12 protein-coding genes are annotated in these 15,431 nt (G+C 69.2%); 4 read left to right on the top strand and 8 right to left on the bottom strand.

Features of this window, described 5'->3' with window-relative positions; genetic code table 11:
* Positions 1–29: 29 nt before the first annotated feature.
* From FMP39_RS25955 to FMP39_RS25945, 3 genes are read left to right on the top strand one after another with little or no spacing between them, the layout of a single operon-like run.
* Complete coding sequence (locus FMP39_RS25955; protein WP_141592860.1) at positions 30–761, top strand: hypothetical protein; 732 nt, start codon at positions 30–32, stop codon at positions 759–761.
* 29 nt (positions 762–790) lie between these two features.
* A complete protein-coding gene (locus FMP39_RS25950) occupies positions 791–1,729 on the top strand; it encodes a RimK family alpha-L-glutamate ligase (protein ID WP_141592859.1) in 939 nt (312 codons plus the stop codon).
* Positions 1,680–2,429 (top strand): 2OG-Fe(II) oxygenase, encoded by a 750-nt coding sequence (locus FMP39_RS25945; RefSeq protein ID WP_228558339.1) that lies wholly within the window; start codon positions 1,680–1,682, stop codon positions 2,427–2,429. Before FMP39_RS25950 ends, FMP39_RS25945 begins: the two co-directional genes overlap by 50 nt.
* Before the next feature lie 433 nt (positions 2,430–2,862).
* Here FMP39_RS25945 and FMP39_RS25940 read toward each other — a convergent pair whose 3' ends face one another.
* The 3 genes from FMP39_RS25940 to FMP39_RS25930 all read right to left on the bottom strand — a co-directional run bounded on the left by FMP39_RS25940 (position 2,863) and on the right by FMP39_RS25930 (position 7,599).
* The gene (locus FMP39_RS25940) at positions 2,863–4,287 is read right to left on the bottom strand and encodes a DUF1552 domain-containing protein (RefSeq protein WP_141592858.1); all 1,425 of its coding nucleotides are present in this window, start codon (positions 4,285–4,287) and stop codon (positions 2,863–2,865) included.
* Complete coding sequence (locus FMP39_RS25935) at positions 4,284–5,999, bottom strand: DUF1592 domain-containing protein (protein ID WP_228558338.1); 1,716 nt, start codon at positions 5,997–5,999, stop codon at positions 4,284–4,286. The genes FMP39_RS25940 and FMP39_RS25935 overlap by 4 nt, the downstream gene beginning before the upstream one ends.
* Positions 6,000–6,228: 229 nt before the next feature.
* Positions 6,229–7,599, bottom strand: a complete 1,371-nt coding sequence (locus FMP39_RS25930; RefSeq protein ID WP_141592857.1) for a hypothetical protein — start codon at positions 7,597–7,599, stop codon at positions 6,229–6,231.
* A gap of 364 nt (positions 7,600–7,963) precedes the next feature.
* On the opposite strand from FMP39_RS25930, the gene FMP39_RS25925 reads away from it, so the two are divergent.
* Positions 7,964–8,521 (top strand): dihydrofolate reductase family protein, encoded by a 558-nt coding sequence (locus FMP39_RS25925; RefSeq protein WP_141592856.1) that lies wholly within the window; start codon positions 7,964–7,966, stop codon positions 8,519–8,521.
* Positions 8,522–9,038: 517 nt separating this feature from the next.
* On the opposite strand, the gene FMP39_RS25920 is transcribed toward FMP39_RS25925, so the two are convergent.
* The 5 genes from FMP39_RS25920 to FMP39_RS25900 are packed head-to-tail and all read right to left on the bottom strand — an operon-like array spanning position 9,039 to position 14,978.
* On the bottom strand, positions 9,039–9,977 hold the full coding sequence (locus FMP39_RS25920) for a pirin family protein (RefSeq protein ID WP_141592855.1): 939 nt from the start codon (positions 9,975–9,977) through the stop codon (positions 9,039–9,041).
* Positions 9,978–10,037: 60 nt separating this feature from the next.
* A complete protein-coding gene (locus tag FMP39_RS25915; protein WP_141592854.1) occupies positions 10,038–10,973 on the bottom strand; it encodes a LysR family transcriptional regulator in 936 nt (311 codons plus the stop codon).
* Between the two features lie 50 nt (positions 10,974–11,023).
* Positions 11,024–11,203 (bottom strand): hypothetical protein, encoded by a 180-nt coding sequence (locus FMP39_RS25910; protein ID WP_141592853.1) that lies wholly within the window; start codon positions 11,201–11,203, stop codon positions 11,024–11,026.
* A 44-nt stretch (positions 11,204–11,247) separates the two neighbouring features.
* Positions 11,248–12,645, bottom strand: coding sequence for a DUF1552 domain-containing protein (locus FMP39_RS25905; protein WP_141592852.1), 1,398 nt, complete (start codon positions 12,643–12,645; stop codon positions 11,248–11,250).
* Between the two features lie 5 nt (positions 12,646–12,650).
* Positions 12,651–14,978 carry a DUF1588 domain-containing protein gene (locus FMP39_RS25900; protein WP_141592851.1) on the bottom strand — a complete coding sequence of 776 codons (2,328 nt, stop codon included), beginning with the start codon at positions 14,976–14,978 and terminating at the stop codon, positions 12,651–12,653.
* Positions 14,979–15,431 lie beyond the last annotated feature (453 nt).

Below are 15,431 nucleotides of genomic sequence, written 5' to 3'. Positions count from 1 at the left end.
GGGAGGCGATAACTCTCAACGGAGTCCACATGCGCCCTATCAAATCACCGACCCAATTCGTTTCCTCGCTCGAGACCCGACTGAAGGAGGCCACCCGTGGTGGCAAGCAGGTGGGAGCGCCCACCCTCCAGAAGGCGCTCAAGGGCGCGGATGCCAGCTCGCTCACCCCTCACCAGCACGAGCAGCTGCGCGATGTCTTCGAGAAAGTGAAGCTGACGCCCAAGGCCCGCGAGCTGGCGGACCGCTTCGTCGGGTCCCCGCTGGGGCATGAGAAGACGCTGCCCAAGTTCTTCGACGGCCGGGTGAAGGCCAAGGCGGATGAGCCGTCGCTGCCTGGCTTCGATGGCCCGCTCACGCCTCCGAACATCAAGGCCCCGGAGGGACTCGAGAAGGCGCTGCCCAAGTTCTTCGACGGCCGGGTGAAGGTCAAGGCGGACGAGCCGTCGCTACCCGACATCGGCGGTCCGTTCACCCCTCCGAACAACGGTGGGCTCGTGAAGGTGAAGATGGACGAGCCGACGCTGCCCGACATCGGCGGTCCGTTCACCCCTCCGAACAACGGTGGGCTCGTGAAGGTGAAGATGGACGAGCCGACGCTGCCCGACATCGGCGGTCCGTTCACGCCGCCGAACAACGGTGGGCTCGTGAAGGTGAAGATGGATGAGCCGACGCTGCCCGACATCAGCGGTCCGTTCACGCCTCCGAACAACGGTGGGCTCGTGAAGGTCATGGCCGACGACCCCTTCCGGGGCAACAGCTGACCTGACGCCCCGGACGTCAGCCGCCGCTCATGGCTCCTCGGAAGAAGGTCGTTCTCATCGGCTCGCGCACGGACGACGCCACCCGGTATGTGGCTGAAGCCGTGGAGCGTCGTCGGGCGAGCGCCATCATCGTGGAGACGGAGCGGGTGCCCGACACCGTCACCTTCGACTGGGAGGACGGTGTCGTGCACTGGGAGAAGGAGTGTCTCAGCGACCTGCGCTCCTTCTACGTCAAGAACCTGCGGCTCTCGCTCCCCGTTCCAGAGGCCGAGGCCCTGACCGAGCGCAACTTCCCGCGCTGGCAGGAGCAATACCTCGCCGAGCGGGAGCGCCAGTCCTTCCTCCACTCGGTGGTGCGCGCCCTCCATCGGCGCGGCTGCTCCTTCGTCAATCCCATGGAGGCCGTGGAGCTGCACTACCTCAAGCTCCACCAGCTCGCGCTCCTCGCGCGCCACAAGGTCCCCGTCCCTTCGAGCCTGGCCACCCACTCGCCGGACGCGGTGCGCGCGTTCTTCGCCCGCCACCGGAACGTCGTCTACAAGCCGCTGGGCGGCGGCGCGATGGTGCGCAAGCTGAGCGAGGCCGACCTCACCGACGAGCGGCTCACCCTGCTCGGAAACTGTCCCGTCCTCTTCCAGGAACAGATTCAGGGCGACGAGTTCCGCGCCTACGTCCTTGCGGGCGAGCCCGTGGCCGCCTTCCAGATTCCCACCGAGGGCGTGGTCGACGCGCGGCAGAACCTGGAGAAGGTCAGACCCGCTCGACTGCCTCGCGCGGCCTGGGACCTCTGCGTCCGTGGCGCCAAGGCATTGGGAATGGTCTTCACCGCCGTGGACCTGCGCCGCACTCCCGAGGGCGCCTTCGTGGCCCTCGAGTTCAATCCCACCCCCGCCATCTCCTTTTTCGATGACCCGCGCGATGGCAAAGTCATCACCCGACTCGCCAGCTACCTCGTCGCCCAGGCCTGAGCGCCCCAGCGGCTTCTTCATCCCGGACTTCGCCGAGGGCATCTTCGGTGCCGTCCGCGCGGTGCCGCGGCATCTCGACGCGGCCAGGCCCTGGACGCGGCTCGCCGTGGCATCCGAGGCCCTGCGCGCCACCATCCGCCGCGAGTTCTCAGAGGGCGGTCGCGTGCTCCACGTCTGCCTCCAGGACGCGCTGCTGCCCGAGCGCGCCGAGGCCCTCCACGCCGCCCTCCGTCAGGCCCTCTTCCGGCGCCATCACCACGGCCCCTATCCCCTGCACGTGGCGCCGCTCGACTCGCGCCAGCCCCCCTCCACGCTGATCGACTTCTGCGCCTGGCTGCGCAGTGACGAGGCCGCTGCCTTCTTCGCGGACCTCGTGGGCTGGCCCCGGCCCCTCCAGACCCGTCAGGTCCAGGTCTCCCGAATGGAGGTGGGGGAGTCCTTCCCTCCACATCACGACACGCAGGAGGAAGGGCTCGCGGTGGTGTTCAACTTCACGCGCCCCTGGGACGAGCGCTTCGGCGGTGTCCTCGCCTTCCCGCATCCCGAAGGCGCGTGGGACAGCATCCGCGTGCCGCCCCTCTTCAACTCGGTCTTCGTCTTCCGCGCCGTGGGCGCGCTCCACCGAGTGACTGAGTGGCTGCCCGCCGCTCAGGGCCACCAGCGCTACTCCATCACCGCGTTCATGCTCGAGCGGCCGTGAGTCACGCGCTGCCCGCGCTCCAGCGCGGCGAGCCAGCCGCGTCGTCGCGTCGGCGCTCTCATCTCCGGGCCGCCGGGGCCTGAGGGCCGGCGCGAAGGGCGGCCTCCTGACGCCAGTGCCCCAGCTCCTCCAGGACCTGGAGCGAGGGACCTGTCGTGCGTGGAGGGCACCATCCACCTCCCCGAATGAAGCCCTGCCCGAACTCATTCCCGGCTTTTCTCTCCGAGGACTCGAACGCCTTGAACCGCTCATGACGCAGCGATCGAATTCTGGGTAGGCACATGAGGGGCAAGAATGACTGAGATGCGAAGATTCGTAACGCTTCGCCGTGCTCTGTCCCGGTGCGCTTGCCCCAGCTCCACGGACAGCGTGGTCACGCTGCCTGAACGACCTGCTCCAGCGCAGGACACTGGAGCAGGTCGCAATCGTCCACTCAGGCGATGAGCTCGGAGAGCACGCCCTTGGTCAGCGACGGGTCGCCGAAGTCGTCCAGGTTCCCGCCGGCGGCGTTCCTCAGCCCCACGGCGGTGCCAATCGTGTTCAGCATCCGGTTGTGGTTGGGATTGCCGCCGCCGGACGCCTCGACGTAGACGCCCTGCTTGAAGAAGCCATTGCAGCTCCCCGCCAGAACGAAGGGCACATTGCGCGCCGAGTGGGCCGGCCCGTTGCCCAGGTCGTTGTACCAGACAGCCACGCCGTGCTCGATGAGTCGCTTTCCGTCCGGCATCTGGTAGGCCACCAGCCGGTCCAGGAGGTGCTTGAAGGCGCTCGCGAACTGCACGTCCACGTGGTGGTGCAGCAGGTCCGAACCCGTGATGATGCCGCCGCTGGAGTCGTGCGACGAGCGACGGTGGGACACGTAATGGAAGTTCTCCATCAACTGCCCCGTGTCCGGGTTGCGGTAGCGCGTGTCGCCGTCGTTGCCATTGCCCACCTGGATGACGGCCGCGCGGTTGGTGCCGCACGCCATCGCCATCACGGCGATGTCCATGTGCAGCCTGGCGGTGGCGAGCACCTCGGTGCCGTCCGTGCTGTCATAGCCGGGCGACTGCTGCTGGAGGATGAGCTCCTGGTCCGCGCGCATGCGGCAGCTCAGGGCGACCTCCAGGTCCCGGACGTTGGACAGGTGCAGGTCCAAGCGCTCATGGTCGGACGCGCTCAGCTCGGGACGCTGCTGGAGCGCCTGGAGCTGGGCCTTCACCAGGTCGTTCACGCTGCGTTGCCGGACGAGGAGCTGCTCGCGAGCCTCGGGAGTCAGTCCTCCCGGGCCGCCAATCATCGTCTGGTACGCATTCCACGGGTCATGCAGCGCGGCCCGGCGCACGTTGCTGCTCCGGTAGGAGAGGCAGGGCCCCCCGAGCCAGCCGCCACGCCGGCCCGCGTAGAAGACGAGCGAGTCACGCTGCTGCGGATTGAGCTCGCGGCCGATGCGGTGGTCGATGGACTCGCCCGCGGACTCGGAGCCGCCGCCCGCGCCCTCCACCACGGGGCCCTGCGCGGTCAGCCCCTGCATGGCGCCGCGGGCGTGGCCGTCCCCGTAGTTGTAGTCCTTCATGTTGACGTTGCGCACCAGCAGCAGGTGCGCGCGGTGGTCATCGAGCACGCCCACGGCCCGCCCGGCCATGCTCTCCGCGGTGAGCGCACCCAGGGTGCGCGGCCAGAAGCGCTCCGGCTCCGCGCCGAGCTCCGACGTCGTCTGAGCCGAGGCGACGCCGTTGGCCTGCCGGAAGAAGATGGCGTACGGCAGCACCCCTGAGTCCGCCGCGCGGGCGGTCCTCGGCATCAGCCCCTCGAGAAGCGGCAGGCTCAGCATCGTCCCGCCCAGGCCCTTCAACACCATCCGGCGACTCAGCTTCATGGCAGCTCCTCCGGGTGGCGATTCACGAATCCCTCGCTGGTGACGACCTCCACGACGAGGTCGACGATGGACAGGTTGCCCGCCTGCGACAGCTTTCCGAGCCGCTCCACCAGCGTCACATCCTCGTGGGCGGACGGGCGCCCGTGGAGGTACTCCACCCAGTGCTTCGCGTAGCACGCATGCACCGCTTCACTGGCCGCGAGTGCGTCCGCCAGGTCGAGCGCGTCGCGCACCGACACCGTCTCTCCGTGGATGTTGGGAGACGCGCTGGCGTCCACCGGATGTCCGTTGTCCGTGGTGCGGTAGCCGCCGATGGCGTCGAAGTTCTCGAAGGGGAAGCCGAGCGGGTTGATGAGGTTCGAGTGGCAGCTGGCGCACGCAGTCCCTGGCGCTTCGGTGTGCGAGGCGACGACCTCACGATTGGTGCGGCCCTGGGGGGCGGGGAGCGGCGGGATGTTGGCCGGCGGCGCGCCAATCTTCCGGCAGATGATGCGCTCGGACACGAAGACGCCGCGGTGGATGGGGTCCGGGTCCACCGACGTCGCGTGCGAGGCCAGGAAGCCCACCTGGGTGAGCACGCCCTTGCGCTCGCGCGAGTCCAGCGTCACGGGGACGAAGTCGGCGGTGAACGTGCCACTCAGCCCGTAGACGCGCGCCAGCTCGTCGTTGACGAAGGTGGCCGGCGAGGTGAGCAGGTCGCTGTAGCCGCCCTTGCGGGAGAAGACGACGTCCTGGACGAAAAGGGTCGTCTCCTGGGTCGCGTACTCCCCGAGGCGCTCGGACACCTGCGTGTAGCGCGTGAGGGAGGGCCGAATGGCGGCATAGCGGGGCACGTCGAAGAGGGTGCGGTGGAAGGCCTCCACCACCTTGTTCGAGCGCGCGTCCTGGAGCATGCGCCGTGCCTGTGTGGCGACGCCCTCGCGGGAGTGCAGGGTGCCCTCGCTCGCGGCGGCGAACAGGGCGTCGTCCGGCATGGCGCTCCAGAGGCCGTAGCTCAGCCGCGAAGCCACTTCGTAGTCGTCGAGCGGCACCCGGTCCTGCACGGCCTGCGTGCTGCGCTCCACGCGGTAGAGGAAGTGGGGCGACTGAAGGAAGGCTTCAATCACCAGCCGGATGCCACCCTCGAAGTCCGACATGTCCGCGTAGGCCTGGGGCCCCTTGCGGTACAGCCCGAGGTAGCTCTCCACCTCTTCGGACGTCAGCGGGCGCCGATGCGCGCGCAGGCCGAAGGACTCCACGAAGGCGCGGGCGCGCTCCTCGCCGGTGGCGGCCGACGGAGGCAAAAGGCGCGCGAGCTTCGTCGCGTCCGTCGTCACCTGGCCGGCGAGTTCAGCGGCGGCGCGCTGGTAGGCGCCCCAGAGGGCCTCGTCGACGGAGAGGGCGCGCGCATCGTTGTCGAAGAGGAAGCCGCTCTGGGCGGGGTCCGCGCGGAAGGTGCCCGCCAGCGTGGTGGGCGGTGCGTCCAGCCTGAGCAGCTCCTGCACGCTGTTCGTCCACTGCACGTGCGTCAGGCGCGCCATTCGCACGGACGGGGCTGGCTTCTCGATGGCGGTGGGCGGGGGCGTACCGGGGCCGGGCCCTCCACCGGGGCCCTCCGGGTTGGAGATGGTTCCTTCGCAGCCAGCAGCCCCGCTCAAGACCAGCCCGAGCACCACCGGGCGCCACCACCGTCCCCGCTCCGCTGGCTCTCGTGACAACCGTTGTGACCGCATCCTCGGCACGAGCGCCTCCATCATTGGGAGACATACCAATCAGATGGATGATGCGTTCCTGTCAATGTAGCCGCGACTCGCACGCGCATCGGTCGAATGGCCCGATGACACGGATACTGAAAAACTCGTGTCACGCGTGCATACGCGTTGCATCTTTCGTGTGGGCCTCGCGGAAAGTGGGGAGGAGGCGCCACATGCGTGGGGGACAGACCCCCTCAATGCGGTGGTGTTACAGCCTGAGGTACACGCCGAGCTGACCGCTGAAGTACAGGTCCTTGGCGCCGCCGGCGAAGACCGGGGCTCCCTCCGCGGCGTCGGCGGTGAAGGAGTAGCTCCGCAGCTCTCCGCCCAGCCGCAGACCCCAAATGCGCGTCAGGGCGAACTCCACGGCGAGCTCGCCATCGAGTCCGGAGCCGCTCAGCTTCGGGAGATAGTCGTCCGAGGACAGCTCGCCGCCGCTCAGCACGTGCTGGTAGCCCACGCGCGCGGCGATGGCCCATCGCTCGGTGAGCGCCTTGCGCAGGCCCAGCTCCACGTGCGCGAAGCGGTAGTCCACGTCGGGCATGGCGAAGGTGCTCTCCGGCGGGAGCTCCACCGCGAAGGAGTGGGTGCCGTACAGCGCGCCCACCGAGACCTCCAGCCACGGCAGCGGCAGGCGGAGGCGCAGGCCTCCCTCCACGAACTGCGCGGTGGTGCCGTACTCGGAGCCATCCGGGAGCCGTGTGGACAGCCCGAGGGCGCGTGAGCCCCGCGCCACGATACCCAGGTTGTGCACCATCCCATCCGTGAAGTGGGAGAGCGGGAAGTAGCTCACCGAGAAGCTCGCCGCCGCGGCGCTGTTGAGGCTGTAGTCGGGCAGTGCGTTGGCGTTGCTGCCCGAGAAGTTGAAGCGGCGGAACATCCCCTGTCCGGACAGCAGCGCCTCCAGGATGGGGCCGTCCAGGTTGCGAAGGCCGGCTGCCTTCGGCTCGGGCTCCACCAGCGGCTCCTCCTTCTTCACGGTGGGCGGAGGAGGCTTCACCAACGCCGGGCGAGGTGCCTCCGCGATGGGGGGCGGGGGCGCGACCTCCGGCTCGGAGACAGGCGTCGGAGGCGTGACGGCGGCAGGCGGGAGGCTCTGCTCCGGGCTCGCCTTCAGGGCCGCGCCCAGCTTGGGCTCGAGTTCGCGCCGCACGTCGGGGAAGGCGCGGTTCGTGCGGACGTCCCAGTGCTCCTCCGCGAGGAGGGTGCCGTCCTTGCCGGAGTAGGCGCGGACCTCCACGTCCCAGCGCTTCGTCCCCTTCACCGAGGCGAGGATCAGCACGTCCGCGCCGAGCTTCTTTGCCAGCGCCTGCCGCTGCGCATCCGTCTTTGGACCGCCGCGGATGCGCTTCACTTGGGCATCCACCTTCTTCGCGGGCAGCACCTCTCGCCCGCGTCCCTTCTTGCCAAACTCCTGCGTCAGCACCCTGCGCAGCGCATCCGCCTGGCGGCCCTCCGGGCGCAGCACCGCGACTCGGGTCTTCTGCGCTTGCGTCTTCTTCGCCTGCGCGGCCTCGGCCGGGCGGTACGACACGACCAGCGCCAGTACCAGCAACACCCATCCCGCGATGCGGCTCACAGGGCCACCTCCTTGGAGCGAACAGACGAGGTGGTAGCGGCCGGGAGGGCAGGGACGAAGGGGCGGGAACACATGGGGGCTCGGCTTCCAGTGTCGAGACGGGGGGCTGCCTCAGCCCCAAGCAATTGAGGGGCCAACATCCCGGAGCTTGGAGCTTATCTCGGTAGGCGCGCGTGGAACCAGGTGATGATGCCCACTGCGAGGTGCAGCATTCCCAGGGCCCAGTGGCTCGTCATGCGAATCATTCACGTGATGACGCGTGTTCTGACGCAGGCTCGCGACGCCTTCGCTCCTGGCGCACATCCTCTGCGACAAGTTCTGCGACGGCCGACCGTTCCATCGCCAGGAGTGTTAGACCCGCCGCATGGGACTCTTGACCTTCAGCATCAACGTCACCCTGGACGGCTGCGTTGACCACCAGGAGGGAATCGCCGATGACGAGACACACGCCTTCTTCACCCGCCTCATGGACGAGTGCGGGGCGATGCTGTGGGGCCGTGTCACCTACGAGATGATGGAGAGCTCCTGGCCGGCGGTCGCCCGCGGCGACGAGGAGGCGCCGCCGGCGATGCGCGAGTGGGCGGTCAAGCTGGAGGCCAAGCCGAAGTACGTGGCGTCGTCGACACGAAAGGACTTCCCGTGGACCAACAGCCACCACATCGCCGGCGACCTGCGCACGGGCGTGCAGAAGCTCAAGGACGCGACCCCCGCCGGCGTGCTCCTCGGTAGCGGCAAGCTCGCGACCGAGCTGGACCGGCTGGATCTGATCGACGAGTACAAGTTCCTCGTCCACCCCAGGATCGCCGGCCACGGCCCGACCCTGTACCAGAGCGGGCTGCCCAGCACGCGACGGCTCGAGCTGGTCTCGGCGAAGCCGCTCCGCTGCGGCGCGGTCGCCATGCACTACCGGCGCGCGCGCTGACTCAGAGCAGAGCAGCCCCATCGCGCCCAGCTCGCGGGCCAGCGCGTCGTCGGGAGCCGAGCTTGGGCCGTTCATCTCCTCCTCGCGAACGCCCGCCCCGATGATCAACAGCTCGGCCCCGTCGCAGACGCCGAAGCTGTTGACCAACGGGGCCGACTGTTGAGCGCCGGGTACACAGCTAAACGCCTCTCGGCTTCTCTCCCCACGGGCCAGGAGAGAGAGCGGGAGTGCTGTCTCACGCGGCGCTCAGCGAGGTCGCTCGGCGCTTTCTGCGAGCACACGCGAGAGCACCGCCCTTACGCGCTCGGCGCGCGAAACGCCCGGATCTTCTGGGGAGAAACGGCGATGCCCCCTCGGCTCGCTCCTGGAGGCTTCTGTCTACCGACCCTCCTCGGCCCCTCCGCTCCAGCCCTCACCTCAACAGGGCTTCTCTCCCGCCGATACGTTGACGCCCCCGGGACGGTGTGTCCCGGAGGCGTCAGCACCCCTTGCGCGACGTCAGCCGCCGCGCGCCCCGTTACTCAGGAATCCCACCGAAGGCGCCCGACTCGAAGTCGTCGATGGCCTGGATGATCTCCCGGTGGTTGTTCATCACGAACGGCCCGGTGTGGGCGATGGGCTCGTGGATGGGCTCGCCCGCGAGGACGATGAAGTGCGTGTCCTCGTCGGCCCGGAGGGAGAGGGTCTCCCCGTCGTTGGCGAACACCGCGAGCTCACCGCTCCGGATGCTCTCCGCGCCCACCGTCACGCGGCCGTTGGCGACGAGCACCAGGGCGTTGTGGTTCGAGGGCAGCGACAGGTGGAAGTCCTCGCCCGCGCGCACCTTCACGTCGAGCATGGAGATGGGCGTGAAGGTCCTGGCGGGACCCTTCGCGTCACCGTAGCTCCCGGCGATGATGCGCACCCGGCTGTGCTCCGTGGCCTCCCCGCCTCCTTGAACGGGGACCACCGGAATCTGCTCCTTCGTGATGGGCTGGTAGCCCGGAGCGGACATCTTGTGCTGGCGAGGCAGGTTCACCCAGAGCTGGAGCATGTGGAACGTGCCCCCGCGCCGGGAGAAGTCGTGCTCGTGGTACTCCTCGTGGAGGATGCCGGACGCCGCCGTCATCCACTGTACGTCCCCGGGACCGATGACGCCGGAGTTGCCTGCGTTGTCGCGGTGCGCGACGTGACCCTCGAACGCGAGCGTCACCGTCTCGAAGCCACGGTGCGGATGCCAGCCGACGCCCCGCTGGCCCTTCGCCAGCGCGGGGTAGTCATGGGGCGGATGGTAGTCGAGCAGCAGGAACGGACTGGTCCGCTCCTGGCGCAGGCCGCCGCTCGGCACGAGGGTGTGGACGCGGAAGCCGTCACCCACCCAGTGCAGCTGGCCGCCACCATGGACACTCTCCAGGGTGCGGGGGCGGGAAGTGGTTCGAGGAGAAGTGGGAACGCTGACTTGGGTCGTGGTGCTCATGGTTCCAAACCTAAGAGCCGAGCCCCGTCTGTAAATCGCTCCAGGTCGTGATGCTTTTCATCACGTCGTGTGATGGTCCGCGCCCTTGAGCGCGAGCTGGCACAGCGAGGTGAGCCGGTTCGAGGCCCACGTCGCCACCGGGCCCAGCGGCGTGCCCTTGCGGCGCACCAGGGCGAGCGGGCGCTGGGGTGGGGGACCGCCCTCCCAGGCCGCCAGGCGCAGCGCCACCAGCCGTCCGGCGGCGAGGTCGTCGCGGACGAGGTGCTCGGGCTCGAGGCCCCAGCCGATGCCGCCGATGAGGAGTGAGTGCTTGGTCATCAGGTCCGCGACACGCCAGAGGCGCGAGCCGATGACGCCCCGGTCCGCCGTGCCCGTCTTACCCTCCGGCAGCCGCTCGCTCAGGACGATTTGGATGGCGGAGGCGAGGTGCGTCTCCGTGAGGACGCCCTTCACCGCCGCGAGCGGATGCGAGGGCGCGGCGACGGGAATCATCTTGAGGAGCGCGATGGGGCGCTGCTCCAGGCCGGTGAGGTCCAGGTCCGCGCCGGCGATGCCCAGCGTCGCGCGCCGCTCGCGCACGCGCTCCGTCACCGCGGACAGCAGCTCCACCTCCAGCGCCAGCTCCACGCCCGGGTGCGTGCGCGCCAGCTCCCGCACGAAGTCGAGCAGTGCGTCGGTGGGGAACATGGCGTCCACCACCAGCGACAGCTTCGTCTCCTCGCCGCTCTTGAGCCGGCCGACCACCGCCTGGAACGAGGCGATGTCCTCGTGGAGTCGCTGCGCCGCCGCGACGACGGCTTCTCCCTTCGCCGTCAAGCGCGGGACGCGCCCGCTCCGGTCGAAGAGCCGCAGGCCGAGCTGCTTCTCCAGCCGCTGCATGGCCTGACTGACGGCGGGCTGCCCCTGACCGAGCTTCCGGGCCGCCGCGGAGAAGCTGCCCTCCTCGGCCACCGCGCGGAGCGTGCGGAGCTGGTCAATGGTGACGCTTTCGAGCACCGCGCGACTGCATCACATCGGCGGCGATGATGCACGCGCGCGTCCTCGCGCTACTTCTTCGAGGACAGCCAGGAGACGATGAGCGAGGCCAGCGTCGCGGCGGCGGTGCTCTCCGGGAGGGCGCCCCGGAGCATCTCGCGGGAGATGGCCTCCGCGCGCGCCGATGATGCCCCGCAGCGCTGTCGCAGCGTGTCCCGGGGCAGCTTACAGGGGTGGCACCAGCGAGACATGCCTGCCCAAATGACGTGGAACCCGCCCAGCCCGCGCTTACGGCTCAGCCATACAACTCGCTCAGCGGTCCCGGCGCGATGCGCGTGCTGCCCTCCTGCCCGAAGGTGTTGAAGTCCGCGTCTCCGAACGCGTGGCCGAGCGTGTTGAAGAGGTTCGAGACCTGCCGGTTCCGGGCCGCGTCGTACTTCGGGTACACGACCGTGCGTCCGTCGGTCTTCAGGCCCAGCGCGTTGCCGCCCACCACGAGCTTCGGCCACTCACGCGAGGTCGAGTGGTGCTGCTCGCCGTTGTCGGACATGAAGACGATCGCGGTGTGATCCAACATCGAGCCGCTCGCGCCGACCTCGGGCGTGGCGGCCAGCGTCCTCGCCAGGTTCGCCACCAGTTGCACGTGACGGCGGGTGACCTCGGCGACGCGATCCCAGTTCTGCCCCGCATCCAGGCCGTGCTGCAGGCTGTGTCGCGGGATGTCGGTCACGTCCGGGCCGTAGGCCACGTCGAAGCCCGAGGTACCCGTCGCCAGCACCACCGTGTTCGTCAGCCCGCCCAGGAGGGACGCCGTGGCGATCTGGAACTGCGCCTCGAACCACTTCAGCGAGTCGGGCGGTGAGCCCGCGCCGGTGATGAGCGGGTTGTCCTTCGGCGCCAGTGGCAGGTAGGGCCGCACGCGGTCCGCCATGCCTTCGAGCTGATCCTCCCGCGTGCGCAGCGACTCGAGCGAGGAGACGTAGCGCTCCAGTTTCAGCCGCTCGTTGGAGTTGCCGCTGAACTCCGCCAGTGCCTTCCGCGAGTCGGCCAGCGCGAAGTCGAAGAGCATCTTGCGATCGCGCCCGTTCGTCGAGCCGCCGAGCAGCGAGCCGAAGGTGCTGTCGAACGCGAGCGACGGGTTGACGATGATGCCCGCGGGCTTGCGGGGTCCGAGCGCGCAGGTCTCGTACACGATCGACACGCGCGCGGAGCTGGTGCCCAGGCGCAGCACGTCGAACGGTGCACCCCGGCGCAGGCGAGGTGCGATCACCGCGTCGAAGGTCGCGCCCGCGCCGTTCACCGCGCAGCTCAGCCCGCCCGTCCCGCTGGAGTGCCCGCCACCCGCGATGAGGTTCGAGAGCCCCAGCAGCACGGCGGAGCGGTTCACCAGGTCGATGTTGCCGGAAGACGCCGCCAGCGGCCCGAGACTGATCGCGCTGGCGAGATCGTCGCCCTCGCGCACCATCGGCGTGTCCTTGTACGCGTCCCAGAAGATGCGGTCGGAGGTGTTGGCGCGCCCCCCCAGCGCCGCGCGGGTGCCCGTGCTCAGGAGCGCGCGGGGGTAGACACCATTGCACTCGAGGACCAGCACCAGGCGCGCCGGCAACGCTGACGACTGGGCGTAGACGTCGTGGAAGTAGGGCGCGAAGAGGCCGGCGGCCATGCCCTTCAGGACGGTTCGTCGCGAGAACATGGCAGTCACTCTCCAGCCTGCGGCACACGCCGCGTCTTCCAGGTGTCGCTGGTCATCAGCGTGGTCAGCATCTTGGAGAACGAGCCGTTGTTCTGGTCATAGGCCTGTTCCATCTGCGTCAGCGTACAGGCGTCGCTCGGATTCTCCGGGCGGCCCATGAAGTAGCGGAAGGCCTGTCGCAGGAAGCAGCGTTTCACGTGCCGCGAGGCCGCCAGGCGCTCGCTCAACTCCACCGCGTCGCGCACCGGGCCGTCCAGCGCGGGGTCCGGCATCGACGTGAGCGTCGAGCTTCCGTCCGGCGTGGTCCAGCCTCCGCTGGTCGAGTGATCCCGCGCGCGCAGGAAGCCCGCGTGGTTGTAGATCTCGAAGGGCAGGCCGAGCGGCTCCATCAGGCGGTGACAGCCCTGACACTGCGCTCCGGCGGTCGCCTCCTGCAGGCGGCGGCGCGCATTCTTGTCGGGAGCATGAGCGCCGACCTGGGCCGCCACCTGCACGCTGCTGAGCGGCGGGACGAAGCCGCACAGGAGGTTCTCGCGCACCCACTTGCCACGGTGGACGATGGACGGATCGTCCTCGAAGTTGCCGCCGTGCGCGGCCAGCCACACCGGGTGGGTCAGCACGCCCGCGCGCTCGGTGGCAGGCAGCGTCTTCCAGCGGCCCTCGACGGTCGCGGGGAGGACCTCACTGACGTTGTAGGGGTGCGAGAGGCCCCTGTGCGAGTCGTACGCCGCGTGCTGCATGGAGGGCACGTAGAAGGTTCGCGTGGTGAGCAGGTTCGCCAGCACGTCTTTATCCTCGACGACCACCCGCGCGATCAGATCGTCGAACTGCTGGATGAAGGTCGGCTCCAGCGGATGGAAGTTGGTGAGCAGGTTCTCGTACGAGATCGCGCTGATGTCGCCGAGCCCCTCGAGCTCGAAGCGCGAGGTCGCCGCCGGGGACTCCTTGAACACCGCGGCCACGTGCCCGTAGCCGAGCCACTCGCGGAAGAAGCCCGCGACGCCGTCACCCAGCCAGTACTGCCCGCGCTTGGAGCGCTGCTCCTCGTTGTAGTCCTGCACCAGATCGAAGCGCGGTGTCCCGTTCTGGTGGGCGTCGACGCCGCCCAGGTACTTCTCGATCAGGGCGGTGGTCGTCGCATCCTGCGTGAGCGATCCATCCTTCGCGGCGGTGGCCACGTCCGCCAGATGCCCCTCGAGGGGCGCGGAGTAGTAGGGCCACACGAAGCTCGGCGTGGCCGAGGGCGCGCGCCCCGCCAGCGCGTAGGCCAGCTGCGAGCCCAGCTCGAGGCTGGTCAGCTCCACGCGACCGTCGGCCGGCTCGCCGCCCATCTCGCGGCGGAACATGGCGCCGGTCATCATCCACGCGGCGTTGGAGATCCGCGTGATGGAGTCCGCGCGGTTTCGCGGGGAGTAGCTCGGCTCCTGCGCGATGACCTCGGTCGCGAAGGCGGTGAGGCGGGTGAGCTCATCCTCGGTGGGCGGGCGGAAGAAGACGCCGAACTCGAGCATCTGGCCCAGGTGGAAGCGCTTGCAGGTGTCGCTCGGGTTCGCGTCGTTGAACATGCAGCTGAAGCGTCTGTCGGTGTAGACACGCTCCATCCGGTTGCCATCCGGGTAGTTCATCGTCCACGGCGAGGCGGCCGCGCCGACCACCGGCAGGAAGAGCTCCACCGTGGCCTCGTCCAGCGTCTCGTCCGTAGCCCAGGAGCTGTATTGCTCGATGGCGCTGGGATCGAGCGGGTTGTCGTAGAAGCTGAACCCGGTCCAACTGCGCTCGACCGAGCCACCGACGTTGCGGGTGAACTCGCGCCGGTTCATGCGGCGGATGCGCGTCGGCGCATCCGAGCGCACGCCTTCGGTGCAGCTGAAGAGCGCAGCCTGATCGAGCAGGTTGGGCTCGGGCACCACGGTGACAGGCGGGCCGCCCGTGCCACTGCAGAGGGGCATCCCCTCCGCGATCCAGGTCTCCAGCGCGGCGAGCTCGGCTGCGCTCGCGCGCGCATGCGGGGCCGGCGGCATCGGAGACGCGTCGTCGCGCATGCGGGTGAGCGCGCGCTGGGCGTTGTTGAGCCTCCCATCCATTGCCGAGCTCACCCGCATGTCGTGCAGGGTGCGCAGCGGCATCGTCGCCCCCTGGGTCGGCATCGCGCCGTGGCAGCTGGCGCAGCGCTCCGTGAGCACCGACTGCACCACGCACGCGGCGCCCCGGTTCTCCCCGGGCTCACCGGGCCCCCCTGGGTTGTTAGGGCCTCCGGGGTCGGTGTTGGGCTCGACAGAGCCCTTACACGCAACGAGGCTCAACAGTCCGGCCAGCAGAAGGACGCGGTTCATCCGGCCAGACTGGCACGGACGGCAGGTGGGATAGCAAGCAGTCCCTGCAAAACGGGCTCAGACCTGCCTGGGCTTGGCAGCGGGCGTCGCCCAAGCGCCCCACCTGGCAGCATCCGTATTCTTCCCCCGCGCCGGAAGCATCGCGGCACCCTCTTTCACTCAGTGCGGCAGGTGAAGACCGGAGACACCACGGCGCTGGGCGAGACGGCGATGTCGGAGCGCAGCCGCACCCTGGCGCCGCGCACCGCCTGAGCCGACCGCGTCGAACGCTTGAACCCCGGAAGCTCACGCCGGACCATGCCTTCTCGCCCAGTCGTGTTGCAACGCTCGCCGAGCACGGCACCCAACCGTCTTCAACAGCTCACGCCACGTCATTCGCCGGACGGTTACGAAGAGGGTCCGCGCCAGCAGGTCTGGCGCGGCCTTTCGACGGGGCACCCGGACAAGGTGAGA

It is taken from the genome of Myxococcus sp. AB056, from assembly GCF_006547365.1.
GTDB classification, from domain to species: domain Bacteria; phylum Myxococcota; class Myxococcia; order Myxococcales; family Myxococcaceae; genus Myxococcus; species Myxococcus virescens.
Note: the sequence above shows the minus strand (reverse complement) of the source record. Positions and strands in the feature narration are given on the sequence as shown.

Bases quoted from the DNA above. Each gene is read 5' to 3' on its own strand.
- FMP39_RS25920 (WP_141592855.1), bottom strand. From the start codon at position 9,977: ATGAGCACCACGACCCAAGTCAGCGTTCCCACTTCTCCTCGAACCACT.
- FMP39_RS25905 (WP_141592852.1), bottom strand. From the start codon at position 12,645: ATGTTCTCGCGACGAACCGTCCTGAAGGGCATGGCCGCCGGCCTCTTC.
- FMP39_RS25900 (WP_141592851.1), bottom strand. From the start codon at position 14,978: ATGAACCGCGTCCTTCTGCTGGCCGGACTGTTGAGCCTCGTTGCGTGT.
- FMP39_RS25925 (WP_141592856.1), top strand. From the start codon at position 7,964: ATGGGACTCTTGACCTTCAGCATCAACGTCACCCTGGACGGCTGCGTT.
- FMP39_RS25955 (WP_141592860.1), top strand. From the start codon at position 30: ATGCGCCCTATCAAATCACCGACCCAATTCGTTTCCTCGCTCGAGACC.
- FMP39_RS25940 (WP_141592858.1), bottom strand. From the start codon at position 4,287: ATGAAGCTGAGTCGCCGGATGGTGTTGAAGGGCCTGGGCGGGACGATG.
- FMP39_RS25945 (WP_228558339.1), top strand. From the start codon at position 1,680: ATGGCAAAGTCATCACCCGACTCGCCAGCTACCTCGTCGCCCAGGCCT.
- FMP39_RS25950 (WP_141592859.1), top strand. From the start codon at position 791: ATGGCTCCTCGGAAGAAGGTCGTTCTCATCGGCTCGCGCACGGACGAC.
- FMP39_RS25935 (WP_228558338.1), bottom strand. From the start codon at position 5,999: ATGCGGTCACAACGGTTGTCACGAGAGCCAGCGGAGCGGGGACGGTGG.
- FMP39_RS25910 (WP_141592853.1), bottom strand. From the start codon at position 11,203: ATGTCTCGCTGGTGCCACCCCTGTAAGCTGCCCCGGGACACGCTGCGA.